Origin of the sequence: Paraburkholderia caledonica (assembly GCF_000383275.1) — a bacterium.
Lineage (GTDB): Bacteria > Pseudomonadota > Gammaproteobacteria > Burkholderiales > Burkholderiaceae > Paraburkholderia > Paraburkholderia caledonica.
Genome location: NZ_KB911043.1, coordinates 216,542 through 232,281, shown reverse-complemented (window position 1 = coordinate 232,281; position 15,740 = coordinate 216,542). Strand labels below are relative to the sequence as shown.

Here is a 15,740-nt window from a genome sequence, read left to right as displayed (position 1 = left end):
AGTGGGGCATGAGGGGCGGTGCTGACACAACAACACGCCACCGTGCACGTTTATTCCCGCTTGGCGGAGCCGGCGCTATCTCGCCGTTTTGCAGTCGTCATCGAACAGCGCGCCGATGGTCCGCCGCGCGCGCGACAGTCGGCTCATCACGGTGCCCACAGGTATCTGCAGCGCGTCGGCTGCCTCCTGATAGCCGAAGCCTTCCACGCTCACCAGCAACAGGACGACACGCTGCGCTTCAGGCAGCCGCTCGACTGCCGCGATGATCTGCTGAGCCAGCGCACCCGCTTCCGACGCGGAGCCCGGATCGGCGACTGTCTCCGACAACGTGTCGCTCCATTCGGCCTGCAACTGGCTGCGCTGATCGCGCTGCTTCAGATCGTTGAGCCATGTTGAATGGACAATCGAGAACATCCAGTTCAATGCCGAGGTACCGGCGCGCAATTGATGCGCTCGCTCCAAACCCCGTATGCATGCTCTTTGCACCAGCTCTTCCGCGTCGTAGCGATTCCGTGAAAGACGGAATGCGAACGACCAGAGCCGCGGGAGCATGTCGGGGAGCAGAAGTGAGAGATCGGTTTGCTTCATTGCCCATGTAACGCTGATAAGAAATGCCACCCCTCTGCCTGATATGCCGTGTATGTCGCGTGGCCGGGCGAAGTGCTCTAAACCGGCCGAACGCATTCATCAACTGACGCAGGCGGACCACGCGTTACAGAGAATCCTGCTGAAGAAGTCCTTACACCTCTGGCAATGCATCGGACATGTTGTCCAGGCGACGACTATCCCTGCTCTGCGACGCGCATTAACGACTCGAATAACGAAGCCGTACTACGATTGGAACGCCTCAAGGTATCTGGCGTATGTCGGCGAAGTGGAGTTCTGCAATGTTGTGTAGCTGCCGCTCAGATGGATACATTGCAAAAAGAATGGAGGGCGTATTTGGGAAGTATGTGTTGGGAGTGCTGCCCGTTACACACGACATGCCGAGAAGAGTGAATGGCGTTGCAACCAGGAAGCGTTGCTGCAGGATGCCAAGTCGGTGCTTCCGCACATACAGGCGCGCGTTATCGCTGGCGCACTGATTAAACGCATTTCGGGTGACAGGTGCTGACTTGCGAGGCGCCGCGTGACAGCGGCAATCATCCCAGTGCCGCTCGCCTGAGGATCGCGAGAAGGGAGGGCGGATGCCGCGCGTGTGCCGGCGTGATAGCTAAGACGCAATCTTCACGCGGCGCTGCAGCGAGTCGCCTTCGGATCGCCGATGTTCGTGTGGACAGTGGTGACGTAAGTACTCAAAGCTGCCCGAGTTGCGACGCGTGGGCAGTTGTTGAAGGACTTTGACTCAACTCGCGAATGGGCGTTCGGCTTTGGACAACTGGCCGATGAGTTCCTCAACATTGCTTTCGGAAATCCGCTTTCCGAGCGCACCGAGATCGGTATCGCCGGGCGTGGCGATCAGCGCATAGCTCAGTTTGTCGCGCCGCCACGTGACGACGTCCATGCTGTCCACCTGTTGTTGCGCGAGCGCCGAGTCGGCTTTTTCGTCCTTCATCACGCACAGTGCAACAGGCAAGCCTTTTTCGGGCAGGTAGACGATCTGCACCAGCGGCTTGTTGTTATAACGCAGCCGCTGTATGCGTTTGAATGTCAGTCCGGCCGAACGCAGGTCGGGCACGCGAATAGGCAGTCCGTCGTCGTGACGGATGTTATCGACAACGTGCGCGGCCGCGGCCATATTGGACGAATCCAATGCGACGGTATCACGCGTGTAAAGGCGCTGGTAACTGACTGCCGCCATGACCCACGGCGACGCGCCGCCTTGTGCGCCGTCGTGCATGCCGTTCTGCCCGGCCACCTGAGCGGTCGATTGCGCGAAGCCGCCTTGCGCAGCGCCAGGCGCGAAGCGCAGCACCACGCCGCAGCAGAAAGCGCCGGCGACGAACGCGACCGCGAGCCACGGTGCCGCGGTGCGTAAGCGCGAGCGTACCGGCAGGGAAGGGCCTGCGAGAGGATCGGGCTGCGAGTCGGGGGCAGGCGCGCGATGGTTGCCGCCCACCGGCGACGCGGCCGCGGGTGTCGCGTACGCGTGCGCAAGCTCGGCGATCTTGCGAGTGAGGCTTTCCGGAACCGGCGGTAATGCCTGTTGCTGGAACGCGCGCCGATACGGCAGCACCGACGCTTCGAGTAACGCAACGCGTTCGGCGACATCGGCCGAGGTGCGAATTGCCTTCTCGACTTCCTCGCGCTCGTGTGGCGTTAATTCGCCATCCACATATGCCATGAGCAGGATGTCGTCCATTTTCATGCCCCTTGGTCCTTACTAATCGCCGCGCTGTTTACGCGTTCTTCTTTTAGGTCACTAAAGAGGGCGCCGATGGCCTGGCGAGCCCGCGAAAGCCGGCTCATTATCGTGCCGATCGGCACGCCCAGCGCCTCGGCCGCTTCCTTGTAGGAAAGGCCCTCCACGCCTACCAGCAGCATAACGACGCGCTGTGCTTCGGGCAACCGCTGCACCGCCTTGACGATCTGGCCATCCATGACGTTCTGTTCGGGCGTGCGGGCGGCCGGGTCGGCGACGGTTTCCAGGAAGTCGTCGTCCCAATCCATGCCCGAGCGCCCGCGCACGCTGCGCGCGCGCAGTTCGTTGATCCACGTGGATTGCACGATCGAAAACATCCAGCTGAGCGGCGCGGTGCCCGGTTGCAACTGATGCGCGCGTTCTAGTGCGCGCACGCAGGCACGCTGCACGAGATCTTCGGCATCGTGCTGATCTCCCGAAATACGCAGCGCGAATGCCCACAGACGCGGCAGCAGCGGCGGAAGCATGGCGGACAGGTCGGCGGCGGTCATTGGCACGAGTCCTCGTCCGATACGGCACTGCCGGCGTGCGCCGGCTCGGCGAATAAGTGCTCTCCGATATGACAGGAGCACCGCTGTCGGGTTGATTCGTGCGGCAGGGTCCGCGTCTGACTCGAACGTCGACGCTTGAGGACCGGTTGCGGTATCTGACGAGTATCCATGGGTTCAGGCGAAATTGGGCAGGCAATCCATCAACACGTAAACAACCCGATCGAATTATTATTCCATCAGGGCTGAAACATAACGCAAATTGCCGTATCGCACTTACCCGGCGCATTCGGGCTTTTTATGACCGGGCGATGAATGGATAGGTAAACAAGCCGAATTGCACCAGATTGAGTCCGAAGTGCGTAAGCATCGCGGCCTGCAGTCCGCCGGCACGGTACGCCAGGCCGTAGCCGAGCCCCGATAGTCCCGCCAGCACAACCAGAGCCGTGCCACCCTGATAGTGCGCGAGACCGAAGAGAACGGCCGCGACGATCAGTCCGAACCACCAGGCTTGCGGCCGCGCTTTCATCAAGCGCGTTATTCCTGCCTGAATATAGCCGCGGAAGAATGCTTCTTCGGCGAACGCAACGAATAGGAAGTTGTTGAGCATCCAGAGCCACGCGAGATGCGGCCACTTCGGCGCCCATGCAATCGAGCCGGCTTCAAACGCAATAAAAAGGCAGACCGCCGACGTGAGCGCACAAGCGCCGAGCGCGGAAACGGCCACGACCGGGAATGATTTCTTCGGCTGAACCCACGGATAAGTGAGTACCAGCCAGAAGCCAATTAACGGCTTATCGAAGTTCAGGTACATCGTATAAGGCGCGGCGTCGGGCGTGAAACGCGCGGCATCGATCACCTTCAGGTTCTGAAAGCCCGGTAACCAGTGCTGAAAGAGGCCGAGCGCCACGATTACGAAAACGACATTGCAGAGCAGTTTGCCGAGCGGCGAAGGGTTCCACTGCAACAGAATGCCGGTGCACAGCAGTAAGGCAATCGGAAGTATTGCGAGTACATGCAATTGTCCAAGTGCGAACGCGAGCCCGTAGCCGATAGCGAGAAGGACTAATGTCAGTCGGCGGGGCGCTCGAAAAATTGCCGTGGAAGCGGCGATAAAAATGGCAATCCATGGCAATGCGGCCATTAGAACTTCCGGAAATATGTAAAGGCTATTGTTTGCTCTGCGCCGCGGCTCTACAACGCGGCTTAGCAGCACGGCTAGCAACACGGATATGCGCGTCAGCTTACGGCTTCAGGCCGGCCGATAAGTCTTGAATACCGTTGTGCGATGGTAGCCGACTCTCATGTAAACGGGCAGGCCCGCGTCCGTAGCGTGCAGGATGGTCCGCCTGATCGCCGTTGCATGGTAGGCCGCATTGAGCGCATAACGGACGGTGGCCTCGCCGAATCCGTTGCGTTGCGCGTCTGGCCGCGTCGCCACGAGCGCGAGATAGATGGCTCCGTCGTTGACAATCGCTGCTGCTGTCGAGACCGGCTGACCGTTCAGATAACCGATGTAAGCGAAAGCAGTTTTCTTCCAGAATGTCGAGCCCGCAAGGCCCGCGCGTCCTGCTTCGAGCGGAAAACCGTATCCTTCGCTATTGATGTCGGCATAGGCCTGCAATGCCGTTTCGCTGTCGACGCGCGCAAAGTCCAGCACCGGATGCGGCAAGCCCGCTTCGACCGGCAGGATATCGCCGGCCATACCCGTGATATCGAGTGCGAAAGCCAGATTCTCGCTCGCGGCGATTGCGTCGAGTTCTTCTCGCGCCGCACCGCTCAGCAGATCTTCGCAGACGTACACGAGGCCGCTGTGCTGTTTTGCCAGCATATAAGTGCGCGACATTCTCAGGCGAACGCGCAGCAGATCGCGATCCGAAATGTTCTCGTTGATGAATAGCGCGTTCCAGAACGGAAACGGGCTGTCCGCCCAGCACACCGAGAGCCCCGCTTTATCGCGCAGATCGGCTCCCTTGCGGTCGCCGGCCAGTACTTTCCACATTGACACGTACTGGTCATTGGATTCGAGAATTTCTGATCTTTTCATGACTATGGGGCTGGTGGATGAAGACGCGATGCACGGCAAAGCAATGGCGCCAAGATGCCTGCTGACGCGTATTCGAGCGTTGTATCAGTCAAGAACACCTGAGCGTCCGGCTTTATTCCAGTACCGCGGTGTTTTTGGCAAGATGGGTTGTTATCGCCAGATGCGTCGTTGAAAGTGCGCGGGCAGGTGTCAATTAACGCGACTCGGACATCGCGGGCATCGCTTTGCTTCCCGATTGCGACAAGGGTCTTAATAGCGGCACCATCGACGTAATCGCGACAGCTACCAGGAAAAGCATGAGATACGAGGCGAAATAGCCGTCCGTGCGATCTCGCAGAAAGCCGAAGCTCAACGGCCCGAGCGCCGCCACCAGATAGCCGACGAAGAGCATGAATACGCTCCATGCATTGGTCTCGGCCGGCGTATGGGTGTTGTCGAGCGGCAAGGTCATCGCAAGCGTAAAACACATGCCTTGGCCGATGGCGATCAATACGACGCACGGCACGGGAAAAGCCGTAGGAGCGAAAGCAAGGCCGCCGAGTCCAAGCGCCGTGATAGCCGACGCGAGTCCCAACCAGCCGCGCCGGTCGCTCGAATGGCCCGCTTTCATGCCCATACCGAAGCTGCTCAACGCGAACACGCAAGTGAAGAGGCCGAGAACGAGGCCGGGTGAAAGCGCACCGATATTCATCTCCGCACTCGACGAAGCAAGCCACGCGAAGCACGCATAGACAATGAACTGACTCGCGCCGAAGTAGATGGCAACGCGCCATGCGTCGATTCTCGTCCACGGAAGTCCGGCCGCCGCCGCAGCTTTCGCAGCTTGGCGTTGTTCACGTTCATCGGTCTCCGGTTGCTGGAAGCGCTGAGCGAGTTTGCGCCAGCTCACAATGGCTGTGATGCAAAGCGCGCTCCATAACGCCACGGCCACGCGCCAGCCGCCTAGGCTGTGCGCGATATAACCCGACGAGCTTGCGGCAACCGTTGCGCCCACGCTGAGTCCCGCGCTGTAGATGCCCATGAAGTACGACGCGTCGCGCGCAAAGTGCTTCTTGACCCACCCACCAATCAGGGAGCCGGAGATTGCGATGCCGATTCCCGCGAACACGGTGCAAACGAGCAGCACGGCCGCCGAGCCTGCCAGTGCGCGGGCAATCATCGCAATGCAAAGCAGAGCGAGCGCGGCGACCACCGCGTTGTCCGTGCCGAACCGGCGCGCGACGCCCGGCGCGACCAGCGCGAACACACCCATGCAGATGTCGGGAATCGCAGTGAGCAATGAAGCCTGCGTGTAGCTCAGGCTGAAGCTTCTCTGTATCGAATCGAGTACCGGGCCGATCGAAACGATTGGCGGACGCAGCGCGACCGAAAGTATCAGAAGGGCAATGGCCGCGGCCGCTTTCTTTGTATTCGTGGATTCAGGCATGGAATTCCTGGCGTTGTGGCACTCGCTGCCGACGTTGGCATGCGAAACGTCACGGCGACAGCGCGAGGCGCTCGCCGTGACTTACCGCTCTTCTTAACGCAGCGTGCGGAACGCCGCGCGAACTTCGGTTGCGAACAGTTGCGGCTGTTCCCACGCGGCGAAGTGACCGCCTTTGTCGACTTCATTGAAATAGATCAGATTGTGATAGGCGCGCTCGGTCCAGCTACGCGGTGCCTGATAGATCTCACCGGGAAAGACCGTCACCGCGGCGGGTAACGAAATATCGACGGCATTGAAGTTGTTGGAATGATCTTCCCAATAGATCTGCGCGGCAGAAGTCGCGCTGTCCGTCAGCCAGTAGAGCGAGATGTCGTCGAGAATTTCGTCGCGGGTGAGCGAGCGTTCGGGCACGCCGCCGCTATACGTCCATTGCGAAATCTTGTCGTACATCCAGGCGGCCTGGCCCACAGGCGAATCGGCGAGTGCATAACCTACGGTTTGCGGGCGGGTCACCATCATCGATGCATAGCCGCAATTGTCGCGATAGAAAACATTCAGCGAGTTATAGGCGGCTTTCTCTTTCGGCGACAGATCGGCCGGCGCCGGTTCTCCAAGCAGGAGCAAGGTAGCGAGATCCGGCGGTACGGTTGCGGGCATGTTGACGTGAATGCCGATCAAGCCTTTTACTTTTTGCATCGCCATGCGGTGCGAGATGACCGATCCGCAATCGCCGCCTTGCGAAACGAACCGCGTATAGCCGAGACGCGCCATCAACTCGCCCCACGCGCGAGCGATATGGTCTGAGTCCCAGCCGGTTGTCTTCGGTTGTCCGGAGAAACCGAAACCCGGCAGTGACGGCACGACGATGTGAAACGCGTCGTCGGCACTTCCGCCGTAAGCGGTGGGGTCGGTGAGCGGGCCGATGACCTTGATGAGTTCGAAAATCGAGCCTGGCCAGCCGTGCGTCATGATGAGCGGCAAAGCATTCTTGTGGCGGGAACGTACATGAATGAACTGGATGTCGAGCCCGTCTATTTCGGTCATGAACATGGGCAGCGCATTCAGTTTCGCTTCGCCTTTACGCCAGTCGTAATCAGTGCCCCAATACTGCGCTAGCGCCTGCATTCTGACGAGCCGCACGCCTTGCGATTCATCGGCGACGGTTTCCTTGCCTGGCCAGCGCGTGGCAGCGATGCGTCGGCGCATATCGGCGATATCGGCTTCCGGTACGTTGACCTTGAACGGACGAACCTTGCTGTCGCCTGTCGCGGCGAACACGGAGCCGGGAATTAGCCCCATGGCGCCGACGGCAACAGAGGCGGCGAGAACGTGACGTCGAGCGGGAGAAAACGGTGTTGAAGACATGTTTGATTTCCTGACGCTATAAGAAGCCGGCGAGCCGTTCGCGGCGGACCGGAATGTTCACGAAGAGAGCGCTCCACCGCCGAGCCTGTCGATGAGCGAGCGGTATGGAGCGCGAGTCAGACAGCAGCGGACTCAGATCACAGTGATAACGACGTTGCCGGGCATCGGGGCGAATAGCGACACGTCGTATGTGTGAACGATGCAGACATCAGTGCTGTGTAATCAGTGATGTGTATACGGCGCGATGGAGACGCCGGACATTGCGCGCGAGCCTGCTTGCGAAGTCGTGTCGGGCATGCCGCCGTAAGACTGCGCGGCGTCGTCCGCGCTGGCCATCGACTCCGCCTGTTCAGCGCGCACGGTCTGCTCGCTCTGGCCGCGTTGCGACGACGGCGCGCCGACGAGCGGGTTGTAGTGAGGCGCCGGACCGTAACCGCTGCTGGCGAAAACCGGCGCGGCAACTGCGGCACTTGCGCAGAGAACCGCGGCGATAACAAGGCGCTTGATCATGATGGAACCTCCAATGAATGAATTGGCAGCAAATGTTCTGTGTGGCTGAAATGGGGCGGTTAACCTAGCTGCCTTGATAGAGCTTGCTGAGTGCTGCAAGCTGACCGTCTTTCTCGGCGCGCACCAGTTCCTGGCGAACTTCGGCACGGGTCTTCGATTTCAGTGCTGTCTGGGCCGGTGCCCAGCTAGCCGCTTGCTGAGCGTCAAAGGTGTTGGCGTTGGCGTTAACGCCGGCGGAACTCGCCGCAAAAGCGGAAGCACTCATTTCGGAAGCGGCCAAAGCAGCAAGGGCGAAACTCATCATCGAAACTTTCATGTCGTGCTCCTGAAACAGATCGGGTGGAAAGCATCCGTACGGGCATCTGAAAGTCGGCCGGGAACAGTGAGGTCCGCCGCGTCGCGTTGTTCAGATTCCGTCGTTGGAATGCATTAAAGCCACACGAGGTATCTGGTGTGTGTCACGAAAGCTGGCTATTGCAATGCCGTGTATCAGTTCGAATCTCATACACATTGAGAAACAAAACTGCCTATTCATATGCAATAGCGCTTTGATTGAATCGCGAATATCAGCGGGGAAAGACGTGTAACGAAAGGCGGGAAAGACGTTGCAGGAAAGTAGCGGTTGGCTATACCGCGTTCTATGAACTGCAACGTCATCGGCGCGAATAAATAGCGCGACAAACGCAATTAGAAGAAGCCGACGCGGCGCGTCGTATGCAATCGCTCAGATATGTATTCGCAACGATTGCACGCCGCGCAGATTATTACGGCGGTGCCAGGTCAGCTGGTCGAGATCTTCGGACTGCATCTGCGGAAAGCGCGCGAGAAGATCTCGCAGCGCCACTTCCATTTCGAGCAATGCGAGCCTTGCGCCAAGGCAATAGTGAATGCCGCCGCCGAATGCGAGGGAAGGGACATTTGGACCACGGTCGAAGTCGAGTTCGTCGGGATGCGAGAACACCGCGGGATCTCGGTTCGCTGCGCCGGTCAGCATGAAGACGATCGTGCCGGGCTTGAGCGTTATGTCATGAATCACTACTTCCTCCAGCGCGGTGCGTACCACCATTTGCACAGAACTGTCGAAGCGCATGCACTCGGCAACCGCCTTTGCAATTATTGCCGGCTCGCGCCTGAGCGCTTCGAGCCGCACTGGATGACGAAACAGCGCGACCATTGCATTGCCGATCATGTTCGACGTGGTTTCGTGGCCGGCAATGAACAACAGTATGACGTTCGAGACGATTTCGTCGTCGCTTAAGGTCGTGCCTTCGTCCTCGACATGAACCAGCGACGAGACGATGTCGTCGCCGGGGCGTGCGCGGCGCTGCTCGATGACCGTGCGGAAATAGCGTTCTAGCGTGAGCGCGGCTTCATTCGCATCGGCGAGCGCAGCCTCATCGAGCGGCGCGAGATCGAATGCGGCGACAAGGCGGCTCGCGGCCACACCGAGTTCAGTGCCATCAGAAGAGGGGATATCAAGCAGCCGGCAGATGATCTCGACCGGCAATGGCAACGCGTACTCGCTCACCAGGTCGAATTGGGCCGCGGAGCCGATGCGATCCAGAAGTTCGCGACTGGTCGCTTCGACTATCTCTTTCTGCTTTTCGACTTGCCGCGCGTTGAACGCTTTCATCAGCAGCGTCCGGAGCTTGGTGTGCGCCGGCGGGTTCATCATCAGAAAGGTGCGGCTGAGTGCCTGAAATACCGGTTGTTCGGTGGCCGCGTCGCCGTAACGTGCGCGTACACTTTGCAGATAGGTCTTGCCCATGCGCCGGTCGCGCAACAGCGCGTCGATGATCTCGAAGCGGCCCGTGACGAGCGCGTTGGGCCCGACAGGCAGCAGCGGACCTGCCTCCCGCAGCTTTTCGTACATCGGATAGGGATCGGTAAAGAAGGCGGGAGACGAGAAGGTCGCGAAATTCATCGTGCGGGGTGTTCCAGTAAGTCGGTGGACGGACGGCTACGCCGGTTGCAACCGATAACACCCGGCAGGCTTGTCTTATTCCACCTGCCACAGCGAATGCTGTCCATGCGGAGGAGGGTCAATGCGAGCCGCCTTCGTTTTGTATCCCAATGTGTCTGCGTGCCGGGGCGTTACATAACGTTGCACCGGCGCGGATCGCCGACATACGCCAGATACCTGGAGAGCGTCTAATGATTCCATGCCAGCCGCACTGGCGCTTGCAGAACCCGAAAACGCAAACGGGCGTTTGCGTCGAAAGACATTCTCTTGAGGTGGATATCATGAAAGTCATTCAATCGCTGATTGCCGTCGCTTCCGTCGCCGCTGCCGTTGCACTGCCGTCTGTATCGTTCGCGCAGTCGAACCAGCCGCTGACCCGCGCGGAAGTCCGTGCGCAACTGGTCGAATTGCAGAACGCCGGCTATAACCCCGCAAGCGATCAAACGCAGTACCCGAAGAACATCCAGGCCGCAGAGGCACGTATCGACGCACAGAAGAATGTGCTCGCATCATCGTATGGATCGTCTACTTACGGCAGCTCGGCTTCCGGTTCGCCGCATTCGTCCGAGTCGGATGTCATCGGCCTCGGCCCGATCTACGCCAAGCCTTAACGAAACACACCGTTCATTTATCCCACTGCCTGTATTCATTTCGACGATCGACCTGTTCGTGCGCCGCTGATCGCGTGCGGACTCGTTAAAAGTTTTTCGCGAGTGCATGCAGGTCCTACCAGGTTTTCGTACAAGAAGAGGAAATAGCCATGTCTGAACAGGTCAATACGCGGCGGCGCCGTCTGCTGGGCACGACGGTCGCAGGCATCAGCCTGATGGAACTCGGTTTAAGCGGACTCGCGCACGCGCAGTCGAGCGGCACGAAATCCGGATCCGGCGCCACGTCGTTCGAGAACTTACGGCAGATCAACGCCGGCACGCTGAACATCGGTTACGCGGAAACAGGTCCGCAAAATGGCCCCGTCGTCATTCTGGTGCACGGTTGGCCGTACGACATCTATAGCTACGTGGAAGTCGCGCCGCTGCTGGCCGCCGCCGGCTACCGCGTGATCGTGCCGTACCTGCGCGGCTACGGCTCGACGCGCATTCTTTCGGCGGATACGCCGCGCAACGGCCAGCAGGCGGTTATCGCGGTCGACATCATCAACCTGATGGACGCGCTGAAGATCGACAAGGCCATTTTCGGCGGCTTCGACTGGGGCGCGCGCACCGTGAACATCATCGCGGCACTGTGGCCGGAGCGCTGCAAGGCGATGGTGTCGGTCAGCGGTTATCTGATTGGCAGCCAGGAAGCCAACAAAGCGCCGTTGCCGCCGAAAGCGGAACTTGCCTGGTGGTATCAGTTCTACTTCGCGACCGAGCGCGGCGTAGCCGGCTACGACGCGAACCGTCACGAGTTCAACAAGCTGATCTGGCATACGGCCTCGCCGAAATGGAATTTCGACGACGCGACGTACGAACGCACGGCGGCATCGTTCGTCAATCCCGACCACGTCGCGATTGTGATTCACAACTACCGCTGGCGTCTCGGCCTCGCGTCCGGCGAGCCGAAATACGACGACCTGGAGAAGCGCCTCGCAATGGGCCCGACCATCTCCGTGCCGACCATCACGATGGAAGGCGACGCCAATGGCGCACCGCATCCGGAGCCGTCAGCCTACGCGAAGAAGTTCACAGGCAAGTACGCGCATCGCAACATCGGCGGCGGCGTGGGGCATAACCTGCCGCAAGAAGCACCGAAAGCTTTCGCCGACGCCGTCATCGACGTCGCCCGTTTCTGAGCGGACGAACGGGAGACACGCAATGCGAAAAATCCGGCTTGCACAGGTTGCGCTGAATGCGGCGCTCCTGCTTGGCACGGTGGGACATCATGCGCTGGCGGAGCCCGCGAAGTCGGCGCCCTCGCCAATCTACGGGGTGACGATTCCCGATGGCTACCGCAAGTGGCAGATGATCGCGCCTGCGGAGGAGGCCGCGCCGCTCGACGAACTGCGCGTGGTGCTGGGCAATCCCGCCGCGATCAAGGCAATCGAGAAGTCGACGTTGCCGTATCCCGACGGCACCATCCTGGTCAAGCTTGCGTACAAGCGCAAGCAGTCGCCCGAGTTCGCGACGGCGACCATCCCCGGAGAGCCCACTACCGTTCAGGTGATGGTCAAGGACTCGCGCCGTTATGCGTCGACGGGAGGCTGGGGTTTCGGGCGTTTCATCAACGGGCAGCCCGTTGACGCCGCGCAGCACCAGACGTGCTTCGCGTGTCACGCGGCGAAGGTGAAGGATCGCGATTATGTGTTCACGCGATTTGCGCCGTAGCCGAGGCGGCGCGCGCACCGGGTGCATGTGAGTGTTTCAGAAGGGCGGGCTGCAGCGATGTGAATATCGCTGCAGCCCGTTCGAACGTTACGGCGTTCTTCGCTCCGCTATGAACGCACGACCAGCCGCTCGACGGCGAATTTCGCAAGGCGTCGCAGCGCAGCCGGCGTCATGCCTGCGCGTGCATTCAACTGAATGCTTTGCATGGTGCTGCCGATGAACAGCGCCACTTCTTCCGCGTTCATTTGCGGATCGATCTCGCCGTCGCGCTGCGCCTGTTCGATGCGAGCCAGCAAGTGGTGCTTCAGGCGCTTTGCGCCTGCTGCGCGGATCGCGACGATATCGGGATCGCTCGCGCCGAACTCGGCGGCGCTGTTCACGCCCATGCAACCGTTTGCGCGCTCGGCGGCGTCCGCCGCAATCGCGCCCAGCAACATCGCCTTGATGCCGGCTAGCGCCGACGCGCCGCGTGTGAGCCGCTCGACGTGCGCCGAGATGCTGTGCTGCTGATAACGGTCGAGCGCTTCCAGGTAGAGCTTGCGCTTGTCGCCGAATGCGTTGTACAGACTCTGCCGGCCAATTTCCATGGCCGCGAGCAGGTCGTCCGTGGACGTCGCCGAGTAACCCTTGGACCAGAACACGCGCATGGCGCGATCCAGCGCTTCGTCCCGATCGAATTCACGTGGTCTCACCATATCTTCAGCCTGGTAGTTGTGGACTGAACAATCAATAAAAAAGTTTCGCCGTATATGCCGCGGCTAGCCGCCGCTTGCGCGGCTGGATGCGCGTTTTTGCGGTTTGTGTCTCTGTGCGTTTCCGCGTGCGAACATCGGCATGCGTTCCTCGATCCATTTCAACAGTTCGAGCGGCCCGGCGGCGAGCGGCCGGTCGGCTTTGACCAGCACTCTCGCCTGTGCGCTTTCAAAGAGCGGATGGGCGACCGGAACGGTGGTGAACTCGTCGCTGGCGAGTTCGCGGTATGCGGCGAATTCCCCGATCAGCGTCATGAAGTTCTCCGCCGTGACGAAGCGCTTGAGGGCGCTCAACGAGTTGGTGGTCAATGTTGCACGGATCGACACGTTCGCGGCCACCTGTGCCATCGACACGACATGACCGATGCCGAACGTAGACGGCATGAGCGCGAGCGGATAAGCCTGCAGATCCTCGAGACGCGCCGGGCCGCCGCGTTTGACCAGAGGATGGTCCTTTCTCAGCAGCAGCACAACCGGCTGCGCGGAACTCGCCCGATACGCGATGCGCGCGTGCGGCGGTGGATTATAGGCGAGACCGATGTGGGCGCGATTCTCCGCGACCTCGTCGAGGATCGCGTCTACCGCCAGCATCGTCATGCTGACTTCCAGACCGGGATAGCACGTGCAGAACGGCGCGAGCACGTCGTCGACGAAGGTATCGACGAAACCTTCGCTGACAGCCAGTTGAATTTGCCCGGTGCGCAGCCCCCTCAGCGCGTGCAGCTGGTCTTCGAGCTTCTCCTGTTGCGAGCGGTAGCCGCGCCAGAACTCGAGCAGATGCATGGCGGCTTCGGTCGGTTTGACGCCGCGCGCCTGACGCTCGAACAGTACGGCACCCAGCTCGTCTTCGAGCAGTTTGATCTGCCGCGTGATGACCGACGGCGACGTGTTGATGTGTTCGGCCGCTCCGCGAATCGTGCCGTGACTGAGCACCTCGTGGAAATAGCGTAGCCGCTGCTGGTTGATTTCTCGCATTTGATCGCTCCGACCGCCGGACCCCCGCTCACCGCAGGATTGGCGTCTGTTGCCCATAAGACAACGATATGTGAACTTAGTTGCTCTTGCTAGTCCGTTTTTGCGCTGCCACCATCGACTCAACCCCTGCAACGGGCCAGCAAGGCATACGGAGGCAACCATGTCAGCAATCCATCCCTCGGCCGCCGGCGATCCCGCCGCCGCGCTCTACAGCAAGCTTAACTGGCGGCTGCTGCCGTTCCTTGTGGCCTGCTACATGTTCGCCTATCTCGACCGCGTCAACGTCGGTTTCGCGAAATTGCAGATGCAGTCCGACCTCGGTTTCTCCGACGCCGCATACGGCGTTGGCGCGGGCATTTTCTTCATCGGCTATGTTTTGTTCGAATTGCCGAGCAATCTGATGCTGCCGAAAGTCGGCGCTCGCAAGACGTTCAGCCGCATTCTGGTGCTGTGGGGTATCACGTCGGCGTGCATGCTGTTCGTGCGAAGCGTGCCGGCGTTTTACGCGATGCGCTTTTTGCTGGGCGTCTTCGAAGCGGGCTTTGCGCCGGGCATGATCTATTACCTGTCGTGCTGGTACGGCCCGGCGCGCATGGCCCGCGCCATCGCATTGGTGTTCGTTGCGGGACCGCTGGGCGGCATTGTCGGCGGACCGGTGTCGGCGTGGCTGATGACGAGCCTCGCCGGCGTCGGCGGCCTCGCCGGCTGGCAATGGATGTTTCTCGTCGAGGGCTTGCCGTGCATCGTGCTGGGCTTGCTGACGCTGCGCGTGATATCCGATCGACCCGCCGACGCGCGCTGGCTCGATGACGGCGAAAAAGCACTGCTCGAAGGCGAAACCGCGCCGACCCAGCATCGCGCGGATTCGTTCAAGGCGGTGCTGAAAAGCCCGCGAGTGTATGTGCTCGCGCTCGCTTACTTCAGCGTCATCTTTCCGATCTACGCGATCAGTTTCTGGCTGCCCACGTTGCTCAAGGAGCAAGGCGTGACCGATACGGTGCGCCTTGGCTGGTACACGGCGATTCCGTACGTGGCGGCTGCCGTCTGCATGTATCTCGCGGGCCGCAGTTCCGACCGTTTCGGCGAGCGCCGCTATCACTGCGCGATTCCCGCGCTAGGCGCCGCGGCCTGTCTGATCGCCACGGTCTTTGCGGACGGCAATCTCCCGCTCACGCTTCTCGCACTGACACTGGGCACGGCGTGCTTGTGGATGGCCTACACGGTGTTCTGGGCGATCCCGTCGCAACTCGTTGAAGGGACGGCGGCGGCGGGCGGCATCGCGCTCATCAATACCGTTGGTCTGTCCGGCGGATTCTGGGGGCCGGCGGTGGTCGGCTGGACCAAGGCGGGGACCGGCAGCATGCATGCGGGGCTTCTCGTCATGGCGTGCGCCGCCGCGCTGGCCGCTATTCTGATTCTGAAGGGCAAGTTGACGATGAAACAGCAATAGCCGCTTCAAAGCGGCTCCGCAGATCCGTATCGCGACTTGAAAGATAGGTATCCGAATTAATTTGTCGCTGCTGCGTCG

17 protein-coding genes are annotated in these 15,740 nt (G+C 60.5%); 5 read left to right on the top strand and 12 right to left on the bottom strand.

Going from position 1 to position 15,740, the window contains the following annotated elements:
* Positions 1-75: 75 nt before the first annotated feature.
* The 5 genes from H281_RS0125940 to H281_RS34885 form a co-directional block, all read right to left on the bottom strand.
* A complete protein-coding gene (locus H281_RS0125940; protein WP_020070056.1) occupies positions 76-588 on the bottom strand; it encodes an RNA polymerase sigma factor in 513 nt (170 codons plus the stop codon).
* 757 nt (positions 589-1,345) lie between these two features.
* Entirely contained in the window at positions 1,346-2,308 is a 963-nt protein-coding gene (locus tag H281_RS0125935) for an anti-sigma factor (protein WP_020070055.1), read from the bottom strand.
* Positions 2,305-2,853, bottom strand: a complete 549-nt coding sequence (locus H281_RS0125930; RefSeq protein ID WP_020070054.1) for an RNA polymerase sigma factor — start codon at positions 2,851-2,853, stop codon at positions 2,305-2,307. Before H281_RS0125930 ends, H281_RS0125935 begins: the two co-directional genes overlap by 4 nt.
* A gap of 295 nt (positions 2,854-3,148) precedes the next feature.
* Positions 3,149-3,994 carry a CPBP family intramembrane glutamic endopeptidase gene (locus H281_RS0125925; protein WP_020070053.1) on the bottom strand — a complete coding sequence of 282 codons (846 nt, stop codon included), beginning with the start codon at positions 3,992-3,994 and terminating at the stop codon, positions 3,149-3,151.
* Positions 3,995-4,102: 108 nt separating this feature from the next.
* Positions 4,103-4,897: a GNAT family N-acetyltransferase gene (locus H281_RS34885; RefSeq protein WP_020070052.1), complete on the bottom strand. Its 795-nt coding sequence runs from the start codon at positions 4,895-4,897 to the stop codon at positions 4,103-4,105.
* Between H281_RS34885 and H281_RS37005 the strand changes: the two genes are divergently transcribed.
* Positions 4,896-5,069, top strand: a complete 174-nt coding sequence (locus H281_RS37005) for a hypothetical protein (RefSeq protein ID WP_164701948.1) — start codon at positions 4,896-4,898, stop codon at positions 5,067-5,069. The two genes, H281_RS34885 and H281_RS37005, sit on opposite strands and share 2 nt — an antisense overlap.
* A gap of 21 nt (positions 5,070-5,090) precedes the next feature.
* On the opposite strand, the gene H281_RS0125915 is transcribed toward H281_RS37005, so the two are convergent.
* From H281_RS0125915 to H281_RS0125895, 5 genes are all read right to left on the bottom strand, one after another.
* The gene (locus tag H281_RS0125915; protein ID WP_020070051.1) at positions 5,091-6,323 is read right to left on the bottom strand and encodes an MFS transporter; all 1,233 of its coding nucleotides are present in this window, start codon (positions 6,321-6,323) and stop codon (positions 5,091-5,093) included.
* A 93-nt stretch (positions 6,324-6,416) separates the two neighbouring features.
* Positions 6,417-7,688, bottom strand: coding sequence for an epoxide hydrolase family protein (locus H281_RS0125910; protein ID WP_027804957.1), 1,272 nt, complete (start codon positions 7,686-7,688; stop codon positions 6,417-6,419).
* A gap of 222 nt (positions 7,689-7,910) precedes the next feature.
* A complete protein-coding gene (locus H281_RS0125905; protein ID WP_020070049.1) occupies positions 7,911-8,198 on the bottom strand; it encodes a hypothetical protein in 288 nt (95 codons plus the stop codon).
* Positions 8,199-8,262: 64 nt separating this feature from the next.
* On the bottom strand, positions 8,263-8,514 hold the full coding sequence (locus tag H281_RS0125900; protein WP_020070048.1) for a DUF4148 domain-containing protein: 252 nt from the start codon (positions 8,512-8,514) through the stop codon (positions 8,263-8,265).
* 408 nt (positions 8,515-8,922) lie between these two features.
* Positions 8,923-10,122 (bottom strand): cytochrome P450, encoded by a 1,200-nt coding sequence (locus tag H281_RS0125895; RefSeq protein WP_020070047.1) that lies wholly within the window; start codon positions 10,120-10,122, stop codon positions 8,923-8,925.
* A 320-nt stretch (positions 10,123-10,442) separates the two neighbouring features.
* Here H281_RS0125895 and H281_RS0125890 point away from each other — a divergent pair, with 320 nt between their 5' ends.
* The 3 genes from H281_RS0125890 to H281_RS0125880 all read left to right on the top strand — a co-directional run bounded on the left by H281_RS0125890 (position 10,443) and on the right by H281_RS0125880 (position 12,485).
* Positions 10,443-10,772, top strand: coding sequence for a DUF4148 domain-containing protein (locus H281_RS0125890; RefSeq protein WP_027804956.1), 330 nt, complete (start codon positions 10,443-10,445; stop codon positions 10,770-10,772).
* Between the two features lie 149 nt (positions 10,773-10,921).
* Positions 10,922-11,953 carry an alpha/beta fold hydrolase gene (locus H281_RS0125885; protein ID WP_020070045.1) on the top strand — a complete coding sequence of 344 codons (1,032 nt, stop codon included), beginning with the start codon at positions 10,922-10,924 and terminating at the stop codon, positions 11,951-11,953.
* Positions 11,954-11,975: 22 nt separating this feature from the next.
* Positions 11,976-12,485, top strand: a complete 510-nt coding sequence (locus H281_RS0125880; protein ID WP_020070044.1) for a cytochrome P460 family protein — start codon at positions 11,976-11,978, stop codon at positions 12,483-12,485.
* A 107-nt stretch (positions 12,486-12,592) separates the two neighbouring features.
* Here the strand turns inward: H281_RS0125880 and H281_RS0125875 are convergent, their stop codons facing one another.
* Both H281_RS0125875 and H281_RS0125870 read right to left on the bottom strand, forming a co-directional pair.
* On the bottom strand, positions 12,593-13,180 hold the full coding sequence (locus H281_RS0125875; RefSeq protein ID WP_020070043.1) for a TetR/AcrR family transcriptional regulator: 588 nt from the start codon (positions 13,178-13,180) through the stop codon (positions 12,593-12,595).
* 63 nt (positions 13,181-13,243) lie between these two features.
* Complete coding sequence (locus H281_RS0125870) at positions 13,244-14,212, bottom strand: LysR family transcriptional regulator (RefSeq protein ID WP_020070042.1); 969 nt, start codon at positions 14,210-14,212, stop codon at positions 13,244-13,246.
* A gap of 160 nt (positions 14,213-14,372) precedes the next feature.
* Between H281_RS0125870 and H281_RS0125865 the strand changes: the two genes are divergently transcribed.
* Positions 14,373-15,662 carry an MFS transporter gene (locus H281_RS0125865; RefSeq protein WP_020070041.1) on the top strand — a complete coding sequence of 430 codons (1,290 nt, stop codon included), beginning with the start codon at positions 14,373-14,375 and terminating at the stop codon, positions 15,660-15,662.
* Positions 15,663-15,740 lie beyond the last annotated feature (78 nt).